Origin of the sequence: Ochrobactrum sp. 19YEA23 (assembly GCF_029909865.1) — a bacterium.
Classification (GTDB): domain Bacteria; phylum Pseudomonadota; class Alphaproteobacteria; order Rhizobiales; family Rhizobiaceae; genus Brucella; species Brucella gambitense.
Window position 1 is genome coordinate 121,639 of sequence record NZ_JASAMQ010000003.1, and the last position, 16,799, is coordinate 138,437.

A 16,799-nucleotide genomic window follows, 5' to 3' on the forward strand; every position below is an offset into this window, starting at 1 on the left:
AGAAAGAAACGTCACAGCCCTATGACATGCAGACGTGTTTAACGCATTTTAGGAATTTAGCTTTCAATCAGCTTGGCGCGGATCATCCCGCGCAGTGAATTGCCGACCAGAATATTGCGCGCATTCTTGAGATCGTCGACGGAAACCACCCCTTCCGACACCACACTGTTGTTCAGAAGTTCACGCCGCAAAACGCCGTCCAGAAGCCCGCAGGATAGAGCAGGCGTCACACAGGTCGTGCCGCCAATATCGAGGAAAATCGACGTGATCGTGCCTTCGCAGACCTCGTCGCGGTCATTCAGCAGAATAACTTCGTCCACTTCCGCCGAAGAATATTCCTCGCGGGCGGCGATGTAGGCCTGACGACGCGTCGTCTTGTAACGCAGCAGGGGGTCGTCATGTTTAAGGCGGGTGCGGGCGATCGCTATGCGCCACGTCGTTTGCTGCGGCAGTGGCTCATATTTGTAGGCCACAACATTGGCAACGCCGTCAGGCGCCAGAGTGAGGCGCAATTTCAGAGCGCGGTCACCGGAGCCAGCATCTTCAATTTGCTGACGGATAGCGTCCATATTGCAGGAGAAACCAAGCGCGCGCGCGGACTGTTCCAGTCGCGCCAGATGCAATTGCAGACGCAGAACCCCGGACAGAGGCTCCCATCGCATGGTTTCTATCAACTGGTATTCTGGCAACTGATATTCTGGTTCCGTACTGACAGTGTGTGTCCCGTCGCGAACCGTGCTTTCAGAAGGCATTCCTCATACTCCGCTTGCGCCGTGGAATCGAAAACCACGCCGCCCCCGACATTGAAGATTGCACGATTTTCGTCGAGAAGCGAGATCGTGCGGATGGCGACATTGAAGCGCATTCGTCCGCTTGGCTCAATCCAACCGAGCGAACCGCAGTAAATGTCACGTGGGTTGGGTTCCAGCTTGCGCAGGATTTCCATGGCGCTGATTTTCGGCGCGCCGGTAATCGAACCGCAGGGGAAAAGGGCTGCAAAAAGCGACCGCAGGGGAATATCGCTTTTCAGCCTTGCTCGTACCCGACTAATCATTTGGTGTACCGTCGGGTAAGATTCAACCCGGAAAAGCTCAGGCACGTCGAGCGAGCCGACTTCGCTGATCAGCGAGATGTCGTTGCGCAGCAGGTCCACGATCATGCGGTTTTCCGCCTGGTTCTTGGGATCGTTCATCAGGAAGGTGCGGTTCGCTTCGTCTTCCTCGGGCGTTGCCCCGCGCGGCATGGTGCCTTTCATGGGGTGGGTCTCGATCCACCCGTCCGCATCCACCTCAAAAAACAGCTCCGGCGAGCGCGACAGGACAGTCGGGCCACCGAGATCGCAATAGGTCGCGTAGCGAACCGGCTGGCGCATAGCGAGCGCGTTGAACAGCACCAACGGATCACCGCCCCATTCTGCATGAACTGGAAAGGTCAGATTGCCCTGATAGCAATCGCCTTCGCGCAGGTGCTGATGCAGGCGGTCGAACCGCGTTTCATATTCGGCTGGCGCCCATTCGGCGATGGGATCGCGCAGATAGGTCGCATTATCATTGCCGCGATGATGCAAATCGTCGTCCGATGGGCCGTCGAAGACGCCGAAGCACAGGAGAGGGGCTTTGCGCCCCTCCGGCAGAAGGGGCTTCAGCTTCGGTTCGAGAAGATAACCGGCCTCGTAGGAAAGATAGCCCGCCAGCCATTTTCCGTCCGCATGGGCGCGCTGCATCGCTTCCCATGCATCATCGAATTCATCCGGCTCGTCGGCGCGGATGATGGTCGAAGGAGCCGCGAAAAGCACATCGCGGCCCGCCTTGTCATCCCGAAACAGGATCAGCGGTTTGTTACCCGTTCGGGTCACTTTTGCCTCAGTCTTCCATGGCTTCGAGTTCGTCGATGATGCCTTCGATCACCGACAAGCCCTTGCTCCAGAAGTTCGGGTCCGTTGCATCAAGACCGAACGGTGCCAGCAGTTCCGTGTGATGCTTGGTGCCGCCCGCTTTCAGCATGTCGAAATATTTCTGCTGAAAGCCCTTTTCGGAATTCTGGTAGACGGCATAGAGCGAGTTCACCAGGCAATCGCCAAAAGCATAGGCATAGACATAGAATGGCGAGTGGATGAAGTGCGGGATATAGGTCCAGAAGGTCTCATAGCCGGGATTGAGGTGCACCGCGTCGCCGAGGCTTTCGCGCTGCACATCCATCCAGATTTCGCCGATGCGCTCTGACGTCAATTCGCCTTCATGACGCTCGGTGTGGACGCGGCGCTCGAACTGGTAGAACGCGATCTGACGCACGACCGTATTGATCATGTCTTCGGCCTTCTGGGCCAGCATCGCCTTGCGTTCGCGCTTGTCCTTCGTCCGCTCCAGCAGCGAACGGAAGGTCAGCATTTCGCCGAAGACCGAGGCGGTTTCGGCCAGCGTCAGCGGGGTTGACGCCATCAGCGCGCCCTGACCGCCAGCGAGAACCTGATGCACGCCATGGCCAAGCTCATGGGCGAGCGTCATGACATCGCGCGGCTTGCCCATATAGTTGAGCAGCACATAAGGATGCGCCGATGGCACGGTCGGATGCGCGAAAGCGCCCGGAGCCTTACCGGGACGCACCGGTGCATCGATCCAGTTCTTGTCGAAGAAATCCTTAGCGATCGCAGCCATTTCCGGCGCAAAATTGCCATAGGCGGAAAGCACGGTATCACGCGCTTCGTCCCACGAAATCAGGGCCTGCGGCGTTTCCGGCAGCGGTGCGTTGCGATCCCAGTTTTCCAGCTTGTCGAGGCCAAGCCACTTGGCCTTCAGCGCATAATAGCGGTGCGAAAGGCGCGGATAGGCATCTTCGACTGCCTTGGCCAGCGCATCCACAACGTCGCGTTCGACGCGGTTTGCAAGGTGACGGCTGTCGGCAATGTCCTGAAAACCGCGCCAGCGATCGGAGATTTCCTTGTCCTTGGCCAGCGTGTTGGTGATCAGCGTAAACGTGCGGAGATTGGCGCCGAATGTCTTGGCCAGTGCTTGCGAAGCCTTTTTGCGGACTGCGCCATCGGCGTCCTGCAGCATGTTAAGCGTCGGCTCGATTGCCAGTTCCTGACCGTCGACCTCGAAGCGCAGGCCCGACATGGTCTCATCGAACAGGCGGTTCCATGCGCCGAAGCCGGTGATCGACTTTTCATGGAAAAGCTGTTCCAGCTTGTCGTCCAGCTGATAGGGCTTGTCCTTGCGCAGATCGGTTAGCCACGGGCGATAATGCCCGATTGCCGCATTGGCATCCATTGCCTTGTCGAGAATCGCATCCTCGATACGGTTCAGTTCGAGGCTGAAGAAAATGAGATGCGTGCTGGCGTCAGTCAGCTTCTGCTGCACGTCGCCAAAAAGCTTCATGCGCTTCGGATCGGTCGTATCGCCGTAATAATAGAGCCCTGCATAGGAGGCAATGCGCCCCAGCAACTCGTCCAGCGCTTCAAACTGCTTGATCGCATCGGCAAAATCGCCGCCGTCAGCTTTCGCTGCTTCCGCGCCGAGCTTGCCTTTCCAGCGCTCTTCAAACGAAACCGAATCCTTCATGGCCTTTTCGATATCGGCCTTGAGCTGCGGGCTGTCCGGCGCGGGATAAAGATCGGCGAGGTTCCATTCCGGCAACTTGCCAAGGTCGGTCTTTTCGGCGGCGGCGCTATCGCCGGATGGAGCCAGAACCGGTGCTTGAAGAAGTGCGTTGAACGAAGCAGAGTCTGAAAAACGGGTCATAAGCATTCTCCTATTGGCCTTCTTCTCGCATGTCTTGCCGGGATCGCCAAGGGCACAATAAAGCGGTGCAACCTGTGTTATGTAAGCAACCAATAAATTGCCAGTAACTTCCGCGATTACTTTTTGGGCGCTTCAAGCATTGAGTGTTTTTTAGCCGAAAATTTTGTGAATGTAGCATCAGATACTGTTTTAAGGTCTTGCAATTGTTAGTGCTCTGGCTCCAAATAGCGCGCCTGGAGCATAAAACTTTGTTCTGTTTTTAAACTGTTTAATGTGTTCGGGCGCGGGAACTCCACAGGTTGATTAAAGCTTTTAATGGGCACGCGCATTCTCATAGCGGATGATGATCCGATTCACCGACGCAACATTGAGGCGATGGTCCAGCGTATGGGTTATCGCACCATCCTGACCGACGGTGGCAGCGGCGCGCTCAGCTTCGCGACGCAGCGCAAGGATATTGCGCTGATCCTGCTCGACATGGCCATGCCGGATATGGACGGGCTGAGTGTTCTCGCCAAGATGCGTGATGCAGGTGTGACAACTCCAGTGATCGTGCTTGTCCAGAACGATGGGCTTAACAGGGCCTTGCAGGCCATCAAACTCGGCGCGGTCGATTTCGTGACCACACCTGTCGTGCCAGAACGCATTCAGCTTTCCATTTCCAATGTGCTGAAGCTCGATGCGCTTGCACATGAGGTACGCCGCAATCGTTCGCTGCGGACGCATTTTCCGCTCTCCGATATCATTGCTAGAAGCCCGGACATGGAACGGGCGATGGTTGCCGCAAGGCGCGCTGCCGCGCTGGATGCGCCGCTTCTTCTGGATGGCGAACCAGGTAGCGGCAAGGAAACGCTGGCCCGCGCCATTTGCAGCGGCGGCGCAAGATGGCGTGAAACCTTCATCACCGTCGATTGTCGCACGCTGACATCGGATAATGTGGACCAGATCCTGTTCGGCGCTTCAGAAGCGGCCCGTATGCCGGGCTCTGCAATAGCTGGGGCAGACGGCGTATTCGGCAAGCTGGCAAGCGCCGATGGTGGCACGCTTTATCTGGATGAGGTTGGCTTTCTGCCGCGCCATGCCCAGATGCGGCTTTATTCGGCGATGCAAACGGGACAATTTGAAGCAGCGGGCGTTCCATATCCGTTCAATGCGCGCGTCATGGCTTCCACCACGCAGCCCCTGAACGATCTCGTCCATATGGGGCGGTTTCATCCGGGGCTTGGTCAATTGCTGGGGTCGTTCATGCTGCCGGTTCCGGCACTGCGCAATCGACCTGAAGACATTGGCATTCTGCTGCATCATTTCACGATGCGCTTTGCCAGCGAGGAGCGTCGCGGCCATATCACCGGCATTGCCCCGCATGTGCTGGAGCAGCTGAAGACCTATGACTGGCCGGGCAATGTGCGTGAGCTGAAGAATGCGGTGTTCCGCGCGGTGTTGCTATGCGAAACGCGCGAGCTGACCATGACGGATTTTGCCGAACTGGTGAGCAATACGGATAGCTGGACGGGCGCATCCTACACTGGTCCGAGGACGGCAATGCCTGTCGGTGCCACATCCGGCAAGGTAACGCCGGGCGTCATCAGCGGTATGAATGCCGAGGGTGAAGTGCGCACGCTTGCTGCCGCCGAAGAGGAGATGATCCGCTTCGCACTGGCGCATTACGATGGGCAAATCAGTGAAGTCGCGCGTCGTTTGGGCATCGGAAGGACCACACTTTACCGCAAGCTCAAGGAATATGGCATTGATGTGACCTCCATCTCCGGCAGGGGATTTGATGACGGTCATGACGGGGACAGCACCCCTTTCAGGCGCACCGCAGGATAATAAAACCAGCCTAAATTATTGAATTTTATGAAGTTCTAATCCTCCTTCTTTGGAGGTTAGGCGCACTGTTGCCAATTAAAGACTGTTAATAGTTTTTTTACCATAGCGAAAATAGATGCGCTCCTGTGTCTTTTTTGCCATGGTGTTTCCGCATTTGTTGTTCACTAAGCGTCCATTAACCATTAAATCCGACAATTGGATCTATGGCGGAACGAAGCGGATTTCGTGCGACGCTCAGAAAAGGTCACTTGGAAAGAGAGCTGCGGACGAGACCATTTGCAACTGTTGTGACTGACAGTTGCCGTAAGTTTCGGACTTGTAGCCTCTGGGGGCGGACAAAACGGTAAGGCGATACGATTCGATGAACAGCATATCGACCATGAAAGCGCATTTCGCGAATGTCTGGCAAAAAGCCCGGATTGGTGCGAAGGCGCGTCTGTCTCTCTCGTTCTCCCTTGTTGCGGCGGCAATTGCCCTCGTGGGTACCCCAACGCAGGCTTCGGCTGAAACCCGCTCCCTTAAACTTTATTACGTCCATACGGGCGAGAAGGCGGAAATCGTCTTCAAGAAGAATGGCCGCTATGTGCCCGAAGGGCTGAAGCGCCTCAATGTCTTCCTGCGTGACTGGCGTCGTAATGAGCCGACCAAGATGGACCCGCGCCTGTTCGATCTTGTGTGGCAGGTCTATCAGTCCACGGGATCAAGCCAGTATATCACTGTTGTATCGGCCTATCGCTCGCCTGCGACCAACGCCATGCTGCGTTCGAACACGCGCGGCGTCGCCAAGAAAAGCCAGCACATGCTGGGCCGCGCGATGGATTACTTTATTCCGGGCGTCAATCTGGCCAAGCTGCGCGGCATCGGCATGCGCTACCAGATTGGCGGCGTCGGCTATTATCCACGCTCCGGCTCACCTTTCGTGCACATGGACGTCGGCAATGTCCGCTCCTGGCCGCGCATGAGCCGCCGTGAACTGCTGGCATTGTTCCCGGATGGCAAGACCGCTCACGTTCCAGCGGATGGCAAACCTTTGCCCGGCTATGACGAAGCTCTGGCGATGATCGAGCGGCGCAAGGCTAGCGGTGGTGGTGACATCATGGTGGCGAGCAATTCGTCATCGACGCGCAAGAGCAAGACGCTGTTTGGCGCGCTCTTCGGTGGCGGCGCTGACGAAGAAGAAGATAATGGCGATGTTGCCACCCCGGCAACGGCGCGTCCGGCCCGTGCGACAGCTCCGGCCAAGCAGGCTCCAGCCGCAGCACCGGAAGAAGAAGCCCCGGCTCAGCCGCGCGAAACGATGGTTGCTGCATTGCCGCCGCGTGAAGCGCCGGTTCCGATACAGGCACCGCGTCCTGAAACTGGTTTGAACCCGCAATCACTCGAATCTCAGGCGCAGACCGGCAATGTTGCTGATCAGGGCGCTGCTGTTGTTGCGATGAATGTGCCGATCCCGGCGCGCAAGCCCGAAATGGCGCCGCAGGATGCCGTGGCGCTTGCTGCCGCCGATCCAGATGCCGCGCAGGTGGCCGATGCATCGCCGCTCATGAACGGTTTCGTGCCAATCCCTTCAGCACGTCCGCAGCTTGAAGGTGACGATGCACAGGCGCAGCTCGTTGCCTCGGTTATTCCGTCGCAGCGTCCGGGTCGCCCGGGTGAACAGCCTGCTGCTTCCGGCCAGGATGCGATCGCTGCGCTGGTCAACAATCAAGACAATGATGCCGTGGCTGTTGCGGGTGCAGGTTCGTCGCCGACAAACCCGGGTGAAGCGGGCGCTTTGCCGCTGCCGAAGCAGGCTCCGCGCGCCGAGGCCAATACCCAGCTCGCGCTGTTGACCAAGAAGGATGAGATCGGCGAACTGATCGCGCCGCCAAGCGACGACTATGATTCCGAGCCGGTCGCCAAAGTGCAGCTGAAGCCAGCTCCGGTTCAGACCGCCTCTCTGGCACCAGTCGCAGCGCCGGTTGAACCCGCTGTCGCCCGCGCCAAGCAGCCGGTCGCAGTTGGCAAGGCCGTCGATACCGGCGTCCGTACCACTGCCAAGGGCGCGCGTCGTGTTGCCAAGGCGTCTTCGGCCAAGCCACATGTCGTGGTGCAGCCAGCAGCCGTGCATAATGCGGAAATGGCGATGTCGTCGGAGTCCATGGCGCAGAAGGCTCCGGTTACCAATCCGGTTCTGCGTAACGATGCGATGCGCACCGCTCCAGCTATGGTCTATACGGCTGGCTTCCAGCAGGGCGACCTGCAAAGCGAGCGCGCCAACAAGTTCAGCGGCAATGCTGTGACCTTCCTGACGGTCGCAAAATTCACCGCAACCAACTGATTGCTGCAACGATAGCAAAGAAAAAGGGGCCGTAAGGCCCCTTTTTCTTTGGTCAGTTTGGGGGCTCAGCCTTTCAGGCTGGCGGCATCGCTTGCGAGCTTGGTGATGGCATCCCATTCGCCTGCTTCCACCAGTTCCTTCGGTGCAACCCACGAGCCGCCAACACAAACAACGTTTGGCAGCGAGAGATAGGTTTTCGCATTGGCGAGGCTGATGCCGCCGGTGGGACAGAAGAATGTGCCGGCCAGCGGTGAGGAGAGCGCCTTCAGGAAGGAAGCGCCGCCTGCCTGTTCGGCCGGGAAGAACTTCAGATGCGTATAGCCCTCTTCGCGCAGCGCCAGCATTTCGCTCGGCGTGATGGCAGCGGGCAGAAGCGGGACGGGGCTGTCATTGGCCGCGTCGACAATCTGCTTGGTCGCGCCGGGGCTGACGATAAAGCGCGAACCGGCCTTTGCAGCCTGCTCATATTGCCTGGCGTTGAGGATGGTGCCCGCACCGACGATGGCTTCCGGCACTTCATCCGCGACAGCGTGAATGGCGTCCAGTGCCGCTGCCGTACGCAAGGTGATCTCAATGGCGGGCAGGCCGCCCTTGGCCAATGCGCGCGCCAGCGGCACGGCATGTTCTACCTTGTCGATCAACAGAACCGGGATAACCGGCTGGCCTGTCATGACGGGGACGAGAAGATCGGTTTTCTGAGGCATCGGCTCGCTCGGCTGTTGGAGTATTTCGGCGTATTTTGCGGAATGTGCAACGATTCCGCAAAAATGGACATGCACGGAATGTAATAAATCGATTTAAATGGATGAGACGAACTTGTCCACAGCCGGGACAAGCTTGTTTTCAGGCCGCAGTCTTGAGAGTGCCGATCTGCTTTTGCCAGCGCTCATAAGCGGCGGCCATGCGCGTGTCGTAACTGTTGCGGGCGAAAGCGGGGCCGTTATAGCGCTTTGCAAAGCCGCGCCAGTCGCAGGTGCGCATGGCATCCGCCAGCCCTGTCTTCTCGATGAAACGCAACATCAGCCGTACCTGACCGGAAAGTGATCCGCGCGCTTCCGCCACCAGCCCATCGACCGAAGCAAAGCCAAGCCACTCCCAATGTGCACCCATGACCTGACCTAATCCCCATGAGGTGGATTCCAGTGCGGCCTTCTTGTCCAGCCCCATAGCGCGTTCCAGCAGCAGCCAGCGGTCGCCTTGCGATTTCGGATTGGCGATCTTGCCTGCTTCGGGGGCGGACAGGCCGTTTTGGCGGGCATAATCGCGAATACGCCCGGAAAGCCTGCGGTCGAAATAATGTCCTTCAAAGCGGATCGCCGGTTCCTTGTGTCCATCCACATCGTAAAGCGCGCGACCGCCGCTTTCCACTTCCGCAACTGCCAGCAACACCGCCGGGTCGATCTGCGCCTGTTTTGCCATGGCGGTCATAGCGTCGATGGTTTGTCTGTCGAACATAGGTTTCTCCTCTTGGACAGTGGTCTTCGAGGTGATTTTCGCCGCATCCGGGGCTGTGAGGATAAAGTAGTCTTGAATTCGCCGTGTCAGGGGATTAGTTGCGGGGTAGATTTTCAAAGAAGACACAACCGATGAGCAATTTACCTTTCACTGTCGCCGCCCTTTATTGCTTTGCGCCTCTGCCGCAATATGAAAGCCTGCGTGAACCGCTGGCCCAGCTTTGCTGTGGCAATGGCATCAAGGGGACGCTGCTTCTGGCTGCCGAAGGCATCAACGGTACGGTTGCCGGTTCGCCAGCAGCGATTGAAAAGCTCGTCCAGCATATCACTGCCATTCCGGGGCTCGGCCAGCCGGAATTGAAATATTCCTATGCAAGCGAAATGCCGTTCAATCGCATGAAGGTGCGGCTGAAGCGGGAAATCGTCACCATGGGTGTCGATGGTATCGACCCTCTGAAAAGCGTCGGCACCTATATCGCCCCGCAGGACTGGAACGCCCTGATTGCTGACGAAAACACGGTCGTTGTCGATACGCGCAACGATTATGAGTATGCCATCGGCACTTTCGAGGGTGCCCTTGATCCGCAGACCAAAACATTCCGCGAGTTTCCGGATTGGGTCGAGCAGAACCGCGACAAGCTGGAAGGCAAGAAGATCGCCATGTTCTGCACCGGCGGTATCCGCTGCGAAAAGGCGACGGCCTTTGTGAAAGGCCTCGGCTTTGACGATGTCTTCCATCTCAAGGGTGGAATTCTCAAATATCTCGAAGAAGTTCCGCAGGAAAAAAGCATGTGGAATGGCGAGTGCTTTGTCTTCGACGAGCGCGTTGCCGTTGGTCATGGCTTGACGGAAAGCGATGTCGAGCTTTGCCGCGCCTGCCGTCGTCCGATTACGCCGGAGGACAAGCTCTCGAAGTTCTTCGAGGAAGGCATTTCCTGCGCTGGTTGCTACGATGAGCGCACGCCGGAAGATCGCGCCCGTTTTGCCGAACGCCAGAAGCAGATCGCGCTTGCCAAAGCACGTGGTCAGCACAAGCATATCGGCAGTTGATAGGCTTCCGGGACTAGCCAAATAAGTTGCACCGCATTAAGGTAGTTTCGATTCTGGAACGATCTGAATTCGTTACGGAATTTTGGGCGGCTTTTGCATGGACGCCCGTGCATCAAGGGTCTGACGGCATCCGGGTCGCGTTTGCCTCCATCAAGCCCATCATCGCAAAAAAGCGCGCCGGTTCGTTCCGGCGGATGATGGTGTTTGTCCGCTCAAACGGGCAATATGGAGGGTAGTCATGAAAAAACTTATAGCCGCATTTCTTATCACAGTTGCCGCTGGCGCCGCTTCGGTCGCGCATGCCGCCGAAAAGGTCACGGTATTTGCCGCTGCGAGCATGAAGGATGTGATTGAAGAAGCTGCCAAGCAGATCAAAGCCAAGGATGGCACGGAAGTGGTTGCTTCCTTTGCGTCTTCGTCGGTGCTGGCCAAGCAGATCGAACAGGGCGCTCCGGCCCAGATTTTCATTTCCGCCGATCTGGACTGGATGGATTACGTCGAGAAGGCCAATGCCATCGACAAGGCGTCGCGCAAGGTGATCGCAGGCAATGCGCTGGTTATCGCCACGCAGAAGGATACGCCGAAGGCCGATGCCAAGGAACTCTTGAGCGCTGGCCGTTTCTCCATGGGCGATCCGTCCAATGTGCCAGCCGGTAAGTATGGCAAGGCTGCGCTGGAAAAGCTCGATATCTGGAAAGACGTCGAAAAGAATGCCGTGTTCGCGGAGAATGTGCGTGTTGCCCTGCAATATGTCAGCCGCGGCGAAGTGAAGGCCGCCATCGTTTATGCATCTGACCGCGCTGCCGCGCCAGATCTGGTCGAAGCCTACCGTTTCCCGGCAACCAGCCATGCGCCGATCCTCTATCCGGCTGCTCTCATTGAAAAGAATGAAAGCGATGCCGCCAAGGCGTTCCTTGCTTTCCTTGAAAGCGATGCCGGTCAGGCTATCATCAAGGATAAAGGCTTTGTCGGCGCTGCGGAGGCAGGCAAGTGATGATGGAAGCCGGCGTCTGGCCGATTGTCCTGTTGTCACTCCGGGTAGCCGGAATTGCCATCATCTTCGCTCTGCCAGTCGCGTTCCTTGTTGCATGGATTCTTGCCCGGTTTGATTTTCCGGGCAAGTCTCTGGCGCAGGCGCTTGTGACCATGCCGCTGGTTTTGCCGCCGGTGGTCACAGGCTATCTACTGTTGATCCTGTTCGGCGCGAGAGGCGCGTTCGGCGCTCCCTTGCAGGAATGGTTGGGCCTGTCCTTTTCCTTTCGGTGGACGGGTGCTGCCCTTGCCGCTGGTGTCATGGCGTTTCCGCTGCTCGTCCGTCCGATCCGCCTGTCGATTGAAGGGCTGGATCGTGGGCTTGAAGAAGCGGCGCGCACATTGGGCGCCAGCCGGTTGGTGGCGTTCTTCACCGTAATCCTGCCGCCGCTCCTGCCGGGTGTTCTGGCGGGTGCTGTGCTTGGCTTTGCCAAGGCGCTCGGTGAATTTGGCGCGACCATCACCTTCGTTTCCAATATTCCCGGCGAGACGCAAACCCTCTCGCTTGCAATTTACGCTTTGATGCAAACGCCGTCGGGCGATGCCGAAGCATTCCGACTGATTGCCATTTCCGCCGCGATTTCCATCATCGCCGTTGTGCTGTCCGAATGGTTGCAGCGCAGGCTTGCCGGAAACGTAAAATGAGTGGGCTCGTTGTTTCCATCACGGGCCGCAATGGCAAGTTTGCCGTTGAAGCCGATTTTGCAGCGGGCGGCGGTGTGACCGCTCTGTTCGGTCATTCGGGAGCGGGCAAGACCACGCTTTTGAAGATGATTGCCGGAACTTTGCGCCCCGAAAGCGGACGTATCGCCGTTGGCGATTTTGCGCTGTTCGACGCGGATAAGGGCATCAACCTGCCGCCCGAGAAACGACGCATCGGTTATGTGTTTCAGGAGGCCCGCTTGTTTCCGCATATGAGCGTCAAGCGCAACCTGACCTATGCGCGCTGGGCAGGCCACCGACAGGCCACGCGCAACTTCGATGAGGTAGTGAAGCTTCTCGGCATTGAGCCGCTTCTCGATCGCCGCCCATCGACGCTTTCGGGCGGCGAGCGCCAGCGTGTCGCCATCGGACGGGCGCTGTTATCCGATCCGGCGTTGTTGCTTCTTGATGAGCCGCTTTCCTCGCTCGACCATGCGCGCCGACAGGAGATATTGCCCTTTATCGAGCGTCTGCGTGACGAAAGCCATGTGCCGATTGTCTATGTCAGCCACGAGATAGACGAAGTGGCGCGGCTTGCTGATGAAATTGTGCTGCTTTCCGGCGGCAAAGTGACGGCAAGCGGCGAGGCGGCGGAGATATTTCCGCGCATCGGAGCGGATCCAGCCATCGGCGGCGAGGGCAGCGGCGTGCTTCTGGAAGGCACGGTCGCGTCCTATGACGAGAGCTACAAGCTGGCCGAGATCGACCTTGACGGCGCGTCGTTCCAGTTGACGGATGCGGGTCTGAAGCAGGGCATGCATGTGCGCCTGCGTGTACGGGCGCGTGACGTTTCTTTGGCCCGCGCCGCGCCGGATGCGATCAGCATTCGCAACGTGCTGCCGGTCACCATTACGGGCATCGAGGCGGGTGAGGGCCCCAATGCGCATGTATCGCTGGACTTTCAGGGACGGCATCTGGGTGCGCGCCTGACACGCCGCTCGGTGGATGATCTTGGCTTGCGGACAGGCGACCGGGTGGTTGCGCTGGTCAAGGCTGTCTCGGTCGATAGGGCCGCCATTCGAGAAAAATGAAACGGCTACAATAATCTGGTTTGCGCGGCCCGGCTTTTATGCTCCTGTCGTTCCCGAAATGGGAGGCCCTTCGGGGATAATGACATGAGTGATTTGCAGAACTGGACCCCACGTCCAAGGCCGGAACGAAAAGTGCTGGAAGGCCGCTATGTGCGCCTGGAGCCGCTTGATCCGCAAAAGCATGGCGACGAGCTTTTCGCGGCGTCATCGGTGACCGATGCCGACCAGCGTTTCACCTGGTTGTTCGAATTTCCGCCCGCGACCCGCACGGAGTTCGAGCCATGGCTGGAGAAGGTCTCGAAAAGCGAAGATCCGCTGTTTTATGCCGTCATCGACAAGGCCAGCGGCAAGGTGGCCGGTCGCCAGACCCTGATGCGCATCGACCCGGTTCATGGTGTGATCGAGATTGGCAATATCTATTGGGGCCCGCTGATTTCGCGCAAGCCGGCGGCAACGGAAGCACAGTTTCTGTTCATGCAATATATCTTCGACGAGCTGGGCTATCGTCGCTACGAATGGAAGTGCAACAATGACAATGCGCCTTCCAAGCGTGCGGCGGAGCGTTTCGGCTTCACCTTTGAGGGGATTTTCCGCCAGCATATGGTGGCCAAGGGCAAGAACCGCGACACGGCATGGTATTCGATCATCGACAGCGAATGGCCAGCACTGAAGAAAGCCTATCAGGCATGGCTTGCACCGGAAAACTTTGATAGTGACGGCCAGCAGATAAAAAGGTTTGAGGAGTTCCGCAATCTTGGCTGAACCGCAGAAAAGCCATCCGGCCATTGCCGCCGCCGTCATCCTGATCGGCTTCGGTGTGCTCGCTTATTTCGTGCCAAGCATCATGCTGGCGCTGGGCGCGCGCTCGCATGTGGCCGCAGCGATCTTTGCCGTCGTCTTCGTGCTGGGTTTCTTCGTCATTTTCTGGCTGCGCGCGCGCAGTCAGAAAAAGGAACGATAGTCTGCACTCACAAAGTTAGTGCAGGTCTTTCGTATAGACGAATTTGGGCATACTCCAGTTGAAGCGCAGCGCCAGAAGTCGCAGAATAAGGCCTGCCGCCATCGCCACGAAGGCGGCGGGGCCTTGCGAGACATTCAGGTAAAGCCCGCCAAGATAGATGCCGCCGGTAACGACCGATACGGTCGCGTAGAGTTCCGAGCGGAAAAGCAGCGGCACATCATTGCACAGCACATCGCGCAGAACACCGCCGACGCAGCCGGTGATCATGCCCGCCGCAATGACGATGATGATCGGCATACTCATGCCAAGCGCAACACCACAGCCAATGACCGTGAACACCACCAGACCGATAGCGTCGAGAAAAAGAAACATCTGCCGCAGGCGGTGCATGTAGCGCGCTACGAGGATGGTGGCCAAAGCCGCAAATCCGGTGATCACCAGATAGCTTGGATGCTGCACCCATGACAGCGGGTGGTGATTGAGCAACACGTCGCGTACCGATCCTCCGCCAAGCGCGGTCACGCAGCCGAGCAGGAAGACGCCAATCCAGTCCATCTCGCGGCGTCCGGCGGCCAGCGCCGCAGTCATCGCTTCGGCGACGATGGCCGTAATATACAGCACGTGAATAAGTTCTTCGCTTTCCGCGCCGCTCATGCCTTGTTCCTCGTCTGGTTGCTCAGGCGCAGTATTGTCCTCTATCCGGATAAGATTTGATAAACAGAACCGATATTGCTGGAGAATAGCGTGGGAACGCGGAGCGGATGAAGCGGCTCACCGGTTGGATTTGTGAATGCTCGCAAAGATATTGGCTGCGAGATAGCTTTCATCAAAGCTGCAAATCTGCATGAGCGCAGTCCGGTTCATGAATTTCACTTCGTTGTTCCGGAATGTCAGCAGATTGTCCTCGCGCAGCTCCCTCAGCATGCGATTGGTGTGGATCGGCGTCAGGCCGAGTGCGTCGGCCAGTTCGCTCTGGGTGATCGGGCAATAAAAGCCATTCTCGTCGCCGGTGCCATTGGCCCGGGCACGATAGCCGAGTTCAAGAAGAAGGTGGGCTACACGCGAGACGGAAGCGCGCCTTCCCAGACTGATCAGATGTTCCAGCAGGATGGTGCGCTGGCGCGCTGTCATCTCCATGAAGGCCATGGCCAGTCGCGCCGATTTCAGCATGTTTTCAACCAGCGTATCGAGATTGATTTCCAGCACCGAAATATCGGTGATGGAAAACAACGTATAATAGTTGAAGCCCAATCCCGTGCGGAAACCGAGAAGGTCACCCTTCATCGGAAAGTCGAGGATCTGCCTGTCTCCATTGGGCAGATCACGATAGATGCAGCACCACCCGCTATTGATGATGAGCACCGAATTCGTCCAGTCACCTTGTCTGGATATGATTGTATGCGGTGAATAGTGTCTGGTCGAAACCGGCATCGATCGCAGAACATTAAGGTCATTTGCCTCGAAGGTCGCATCGATGGGTGGATTCTTGAGAAGATTGAGCAGCGTGTTGTCTTCGTTATTCGGCCCCATCGGCGTTACCCGGTGCGTGGTTTGGATATCAGGATGATTGCCCGGCTCATCCTGTACGAAATCGCGTCATATTCGATGACAAGCTTCCGTGAGGGGCAATGATTTGGCAAGGGGGCATTTTCTACCACTAATTGGGTAGAATAACGGATACACTCTAAACCATATTTCTATTCGCCCGTTAATCTAGGTTAATGACAGCACGGGGGAGTTCGGCAATAATTTAGGAAAATAAGATATATAAAAGAACTTAGGGCGACTGAATACAATCATAAAATAGAACACGATGTAATCCACATGTTTAATGAAGGTTAGACATGGAGAAGGATTGCGTTCTTAAAAGATTCAGAGGGCGTTAAAATGAATATATCTGCACAGTTCAAGGATAAGGAAGAGAGCCTCAACTCTCGCAACATGTATGCGAGCCGCGTTGCTGATCAACGTGACTATACCAAAGAACGTGAACAGTCTCTGGTTGTCATCATTGACAGCCGCGCATTGGATCGCGAATGTCTCGCGCATGGACTGACCAATAATTGCGCCGACATGGCGATTGCAACCTTCAGTTCTTTCGAACAATGGCAACATCAGCGTCGCAGCCGGACCGCATCTGCCGTTCTCTTCAATGTAGGCGGGCAGAAAGTATCCGACCCGGCGGTCGGCAATTATCTCAAGTCTCTCGTTACCGAATGCGCGCCTGCGCCGGTGATCATACTCGCTGACAAGGAAGAAATATCGCAGGTCGTTCGCGCGCTTGAGCATGGCGTGAAGGGCTACATTCCGACGTCGGTCAATCTCAATGTCTGTATCGAAGCCCTGCGTCTCGCCATGGCGGGCGGCACTTTCGTCCCGGCAAGCAGTGTTTTGGCTCTCCGTCATGCGACCGAAACAGGCGCACAGCGCATTCAGCCATTGGGCGGCATGTTCACGCAGCGTCAGGCCGAGGTCGTCAATGCGTTGCGCCGCGGCAAAGCCAACAAGATCATCGCATACGAGCTGAAGCTCCGCGAAAGCACTGTGAAAGTGCATATTCGGAATATCATGAAGAAGCTCAAGGTCACGAACCGCACGGAAGTCGCCTGCATCATTAACGAGCTGTTCCCTTCGGAAACCTCATTTTCCGAACTTTAAAAGCCGTTACATCCAAGCTGATCT

General features: G+C 57.2%; 16 protein-coding genes. 9 read left to right on the top strand and 7 right to left on the bottom strand.

All coding sequences use genetic code 11. The features are described from left to right. Positions 1 to 56: 56 nt before the first annotated feature. The 3 genes from QBD01_RS09585 to QBD01_RS09595 are packed head-to-tail and all read right to left on the bottom strand — an operon-like array spanning position 57 to position 3,737. Complete coding sequence (locus QBD01_RS09585; RefSeq protein WP_280992592.1) at positions 57 to 752, bottom strand: aminotransferase class IV family protein; 696 nt, start codon at positions 750 to 752, stop codon at positions 57 to 59. Continuing rightward, complete coding sequence (locus QBD01_RS09590; protein WP_280992593.1) at positions 671 to 1,855, bottom strand: aminodeoxychorismate synthase component I; 1,185 nt, start codon at positions 1,853 to 1,855, stop codon at positions 671 to 673. Before QBD01_RS09590 ends, QBD01_RS09585 begins: the two co-directional genes overlap by 82 nt. Before the next feature lie 7 nt (positions 1,856 to 1,862). Continuing rightward, a complete protein-coding gene (locus QBD01_RS09595) occupies positions 1,863 to 3,737 on the bottom strand; it encodes a M3 family oligoendopeptidase (RefSeq protein WP_280992594.1) in 1,875 nt (624 codons plus the stop codon). A gap of 315 nt (positions 3,738 to 4,052) precedes the next feature. Here QBD01_RS09595 and QBD01_RS09600 point away from each other — a divergent pair, with 315 nt between their 5' ends. Together QBD01_RS09600 and QBD01_RS09605 are read left to right on the top strand one after the other, a co-directional pair. Next, positions 4,053 to 5,567: a sigma-54 dependent transcriptional regulator gene (locus QBD01_RS09600; protein ID WP_280992595.1), complete on the top strand. Its 1,515-nt coding sequence runs from the start codon at positions 4,053 to 4,055 to the stop codon at positions 5,565 to 5,567. 379 nt (positions 5,568 to 5,946) lie between these two features. Further along, positions 5,947 to 7,887 carry a DUF882 domain-containing protein gene (locus tag QBD01_RS09605; RefSeq protein WP_280992862.1) on the top strand — a complete coding sequence of 647 codons (1,941 nt, stop codon included), beginning with the start codon at positions 5,947 to 5,949 and terminating at the stop codon, positions 7,885 to 7,887. Between the two features lie 65 nt (positions 7,888 to 7,952). On the opposite strand, the gene QBD01_RS09610 is transcribed toward QBD01_RS09605, so the two are convergent. Both QBD01_RS09610 and QBD01_RS09615 read right to left on the bottom strand, forming a co-directional pair. Continuing rightward, positions 7,953 to 8,591: a 2-dehydro-3-deoxy-phosphogluconate aldolase gene (locus tag QBD01_RS09610; protein ID WP_280992596.1), complete on the bottom strand. Its 639-nt coding sequence runs from the start codon at positions 8,589 to 8,591 to the stop codon at positions 7,953 to 7,955. Between the two features lie 139 nt (positions 8,592 to 8,730). Beyond that, positions 8,731 to 9,342 carry an N-acetylmuramidase family protein gene (locus QBD01_RS09615; RefSeq protein ID WP_280992597.1) on the bottom strand — a complete coding sequence of 204 codons (612 nt, stop codon included), beginning with the start codon at positions 9,340 to 9,342 and terminating at the stop codon, positions 8,731 to 8,733. A gap of 131 nt (positions 9,343 to 9,473) precedes the next feature. Between QBD01_RS09615 and QBD01_RS09620 the strand changes: the two genes are divergently transcribed. From QBD01_RS09620 to QBD01_RS09645, 6 genes are all read left to right on the top strand, one after another. After that, a complete protein-coding gene (locus QBD01_RS09620; RefSeq protein WP_280992598.1) occupies positions 9,474 to 10,391 on the top strand; it encodes a rhodanese-related sulfurtransferase in 918 nt (305 codons plus the stop codon). A 238-nt stretch (positions 10,392 to 10,629) separates the two neighbouring features. Next, on the top strand, positions 10,630 to 11,385 hold the full coding sequence (gene modA / locus QBD01_RS09625; RefSeq protein ID WP_280992599.1) for a molybdate ABC transporter substrate-binding protein: 756 nt from the start codon (positions 10,630 to 10,632) through the stop codon (positions 11,383 to 11,385). Continuing rightward, entirely contained in the window at positions 11,385 to 12,068 is a 684-nt protein-coding gene (modB, locus tag QBD01_RS09630; protein ID WP_392391379.1) for a molybdate ABC transporter permease subunit, read from the top strand. Before modA ends, modB begins: the two co-directional genes overlap by 1 nt. Next, positions 12,065 to 13,156 carry a molybdenum ABC transporter ATP-binding protein gene (gene modC, locus QBD01_RS09635; protein ID WP_280992601.1) on the top strand — a complete coding sequence of 364 codons (1,092 nt, stop codon included), beginning with the start codon at positions 12,065 to 12,067 and terminating at the stop codon, positions 13,154 to 13,156. The genes modB and modC overlap by 4 nt, the downstream gene beginning before the upstream one ends. An 84-nt stretch (positions 13,157 to 13,240) precedes the next feature. Then, on the top strand, positions 13,241 to 13,918 hold the full coding sequence (locus tag QBD01_RS09640; RefSeq protein ID WP_280992602.1) for a GNAT family protein: 678 nt from the start codon (positions 13,241 to 13,243) through the stop codon (positions 13,916 to 13,918). Beyond that, positions 13,911 to 14,117, top strand: coding sequence for a hypothetical protein (locus QBD01_RS09645; RefSeq protein WP_078339220.1), 207 nt, complete (start codon positions 13,911 to 13,913; stop codon positions 14,115 to 14,117). The genes QBD01_RS09640 and QBD01_RS09645 overlap by 8 nt, the downstream gene beginning before the upstream one ends. A 15-nt stretch (positions 14,118 to 14,132) precedes the next feature. On the opposite strand, the gene QBD01_RS09650 is transcribed toward QBD01_RS09645, so the two are convergent. Beyond that, positions 14,133 to 14,771, bottom strand: a complete 639-nt coding sequence (locus QBD01_RS09650) for a trimeric intracellular cation channel family protein (RefSeq protein ID WP_280992603.1) — start codon at positions 14,769 to 14,771, stop codon at positions 14,133 to 14,135. 117 nt (positions 14,772 to 14,888) lie between these two features. Further along, positions 14,889 to 15,647 carry a Crp/Fnr family transcriptional regulator gene (locus tag QBD01_RS09655; RefSeq protein WP_280992604.1) on the bottom strand — a complete coding sequence of 253 codons (759 nt, stop codon included), beginning with the start codon at positions 15,645 to 15,647 and terminating at the stop codon, positions 14,889 to 14,891. Between the two features lie 357 nt (positions 15,648 to 16,004). Between QBD01_RS09655 and QBD01_RS09660 the strand changes: the two genes are divergently transcribed. Next, on the top strand, positions 16,005 to 16,775 hold the full coding sequence (locus QBD01_RS09660) for a response regulator transcription factor (RefSeq protein ID WP_280992605.1): 771 nt from the start codon (positions 16,005 to 16,007) through the stop codon (positions 16,773 to 16,775). The last annotated feature ends 24 nt before the right edge of the window (positions 16,776 to 16,799 follow it).

What these genes read in the sequence shown, in the direction of transcription:
- QBD01_RS09585 (WP_280992592.1), bottom strand. Translation starts at nt 752, where the DNA reads ATGCCTTCTGAAAGCACGGTTCGCGACGGGACACACACTGTCAGTACG.
- QBD01_RS09595 (WP_280992594.1), bottom strand. Translation starts at nt 3,737, where the DNA reads ATGACCCGTTTTTCAGACTCTGCTTCGTTCAACGCACTTCTTCAAGCA.
- QBD01_RS09600 (WP_280992595.1), top strand. Translation starts at nt 4,053, where the DNA reads ATGGGCACGCGCATTCTCATAGCGGATGATGATCCGATTCACCGACGC.
- QBD01_RS09605 (WP_280992862.1), top strand. Translation starts at nt 5,947, where the DNA reads ATGAAAGCGCATTTCGCGAATGTCTGGCAAAAAGCCCGGATTGGTGCG.
- QBD01_RS09610 (WP_280992596.1), bottom strand. Translation starts at nt 8,591, where the DNA reads ATGCCTCAGAAAACCGATCTTCTCGTCCCCGTCATGACAGGCCAGCCG.
- QBD01_RS09615 (WP_280992597.1), bottom strand. Translation starts at nt 9,342, where the DNA reads ATGTTCGACAGACAAACCATCGACGCTATGACCGCCATGGCAAAACAG.
- QBD01_RS09620 (WP_280992598.1), top strand. Translation starts at nt 9,474, where the DNA reads ATGAGCAATTTACCTTTCACTGTCGCCGCCCTTTATTGCTTTGCGCCT.
- modA (WP_280992599.1), top strand. Translation starts at nt 10,630, where the DNA reads ATGAAAAAACTTATAGCCGCATTTCTTATCACAGTTGCCGCTGGCGCC.
- modB (WP_392391379.1), top strand. Translation starts at nt 11,385, where the DNA reads ATGATGGAAGCCGGCGTCTGGCCGATTGTCCTGTTGTCACTCCGGGTA.
- modC (WP_280992601.1), top strand. Translation starts at nt 12,065, where the DNA reads ATGAGTGGGCTCGTTGTTTCCATCACGGGCCGCAATGGCAAGTTTGCC.
- QBD01_RS09640 (WP_280992602.1), top strand. Translation starts at nt 13,241, where the DNA reads ATGAGTGATTTGCAGAACTGGACCCCACGTCCAAGGCCGGAACGAAAA.
- QBD01_RS09650 (WP_280992603.1), bottom strand. Translation starts at nt 14,771, where the DNA reads ATGAGCGGCGCGGAAAGCGAAGAACTTATTCACGTGCTGTATATTACG.
- QBD01_RS09655 (WP_280992604.1), bottom strand. Translation starts at nt 15,647, where the DNA reads ATGGGGCCGAATAACGAAGACAACACGCTGCTCAATCTTCTCAAGAAT.
- QBD01_RS09660 (WP_280992605.1), top strand. Translation starts at nt 16,005, where the DNA reads ATGAATATATCTGCACAGTTCAAGGATAAGGAAGAGAGCCTCAACTCT.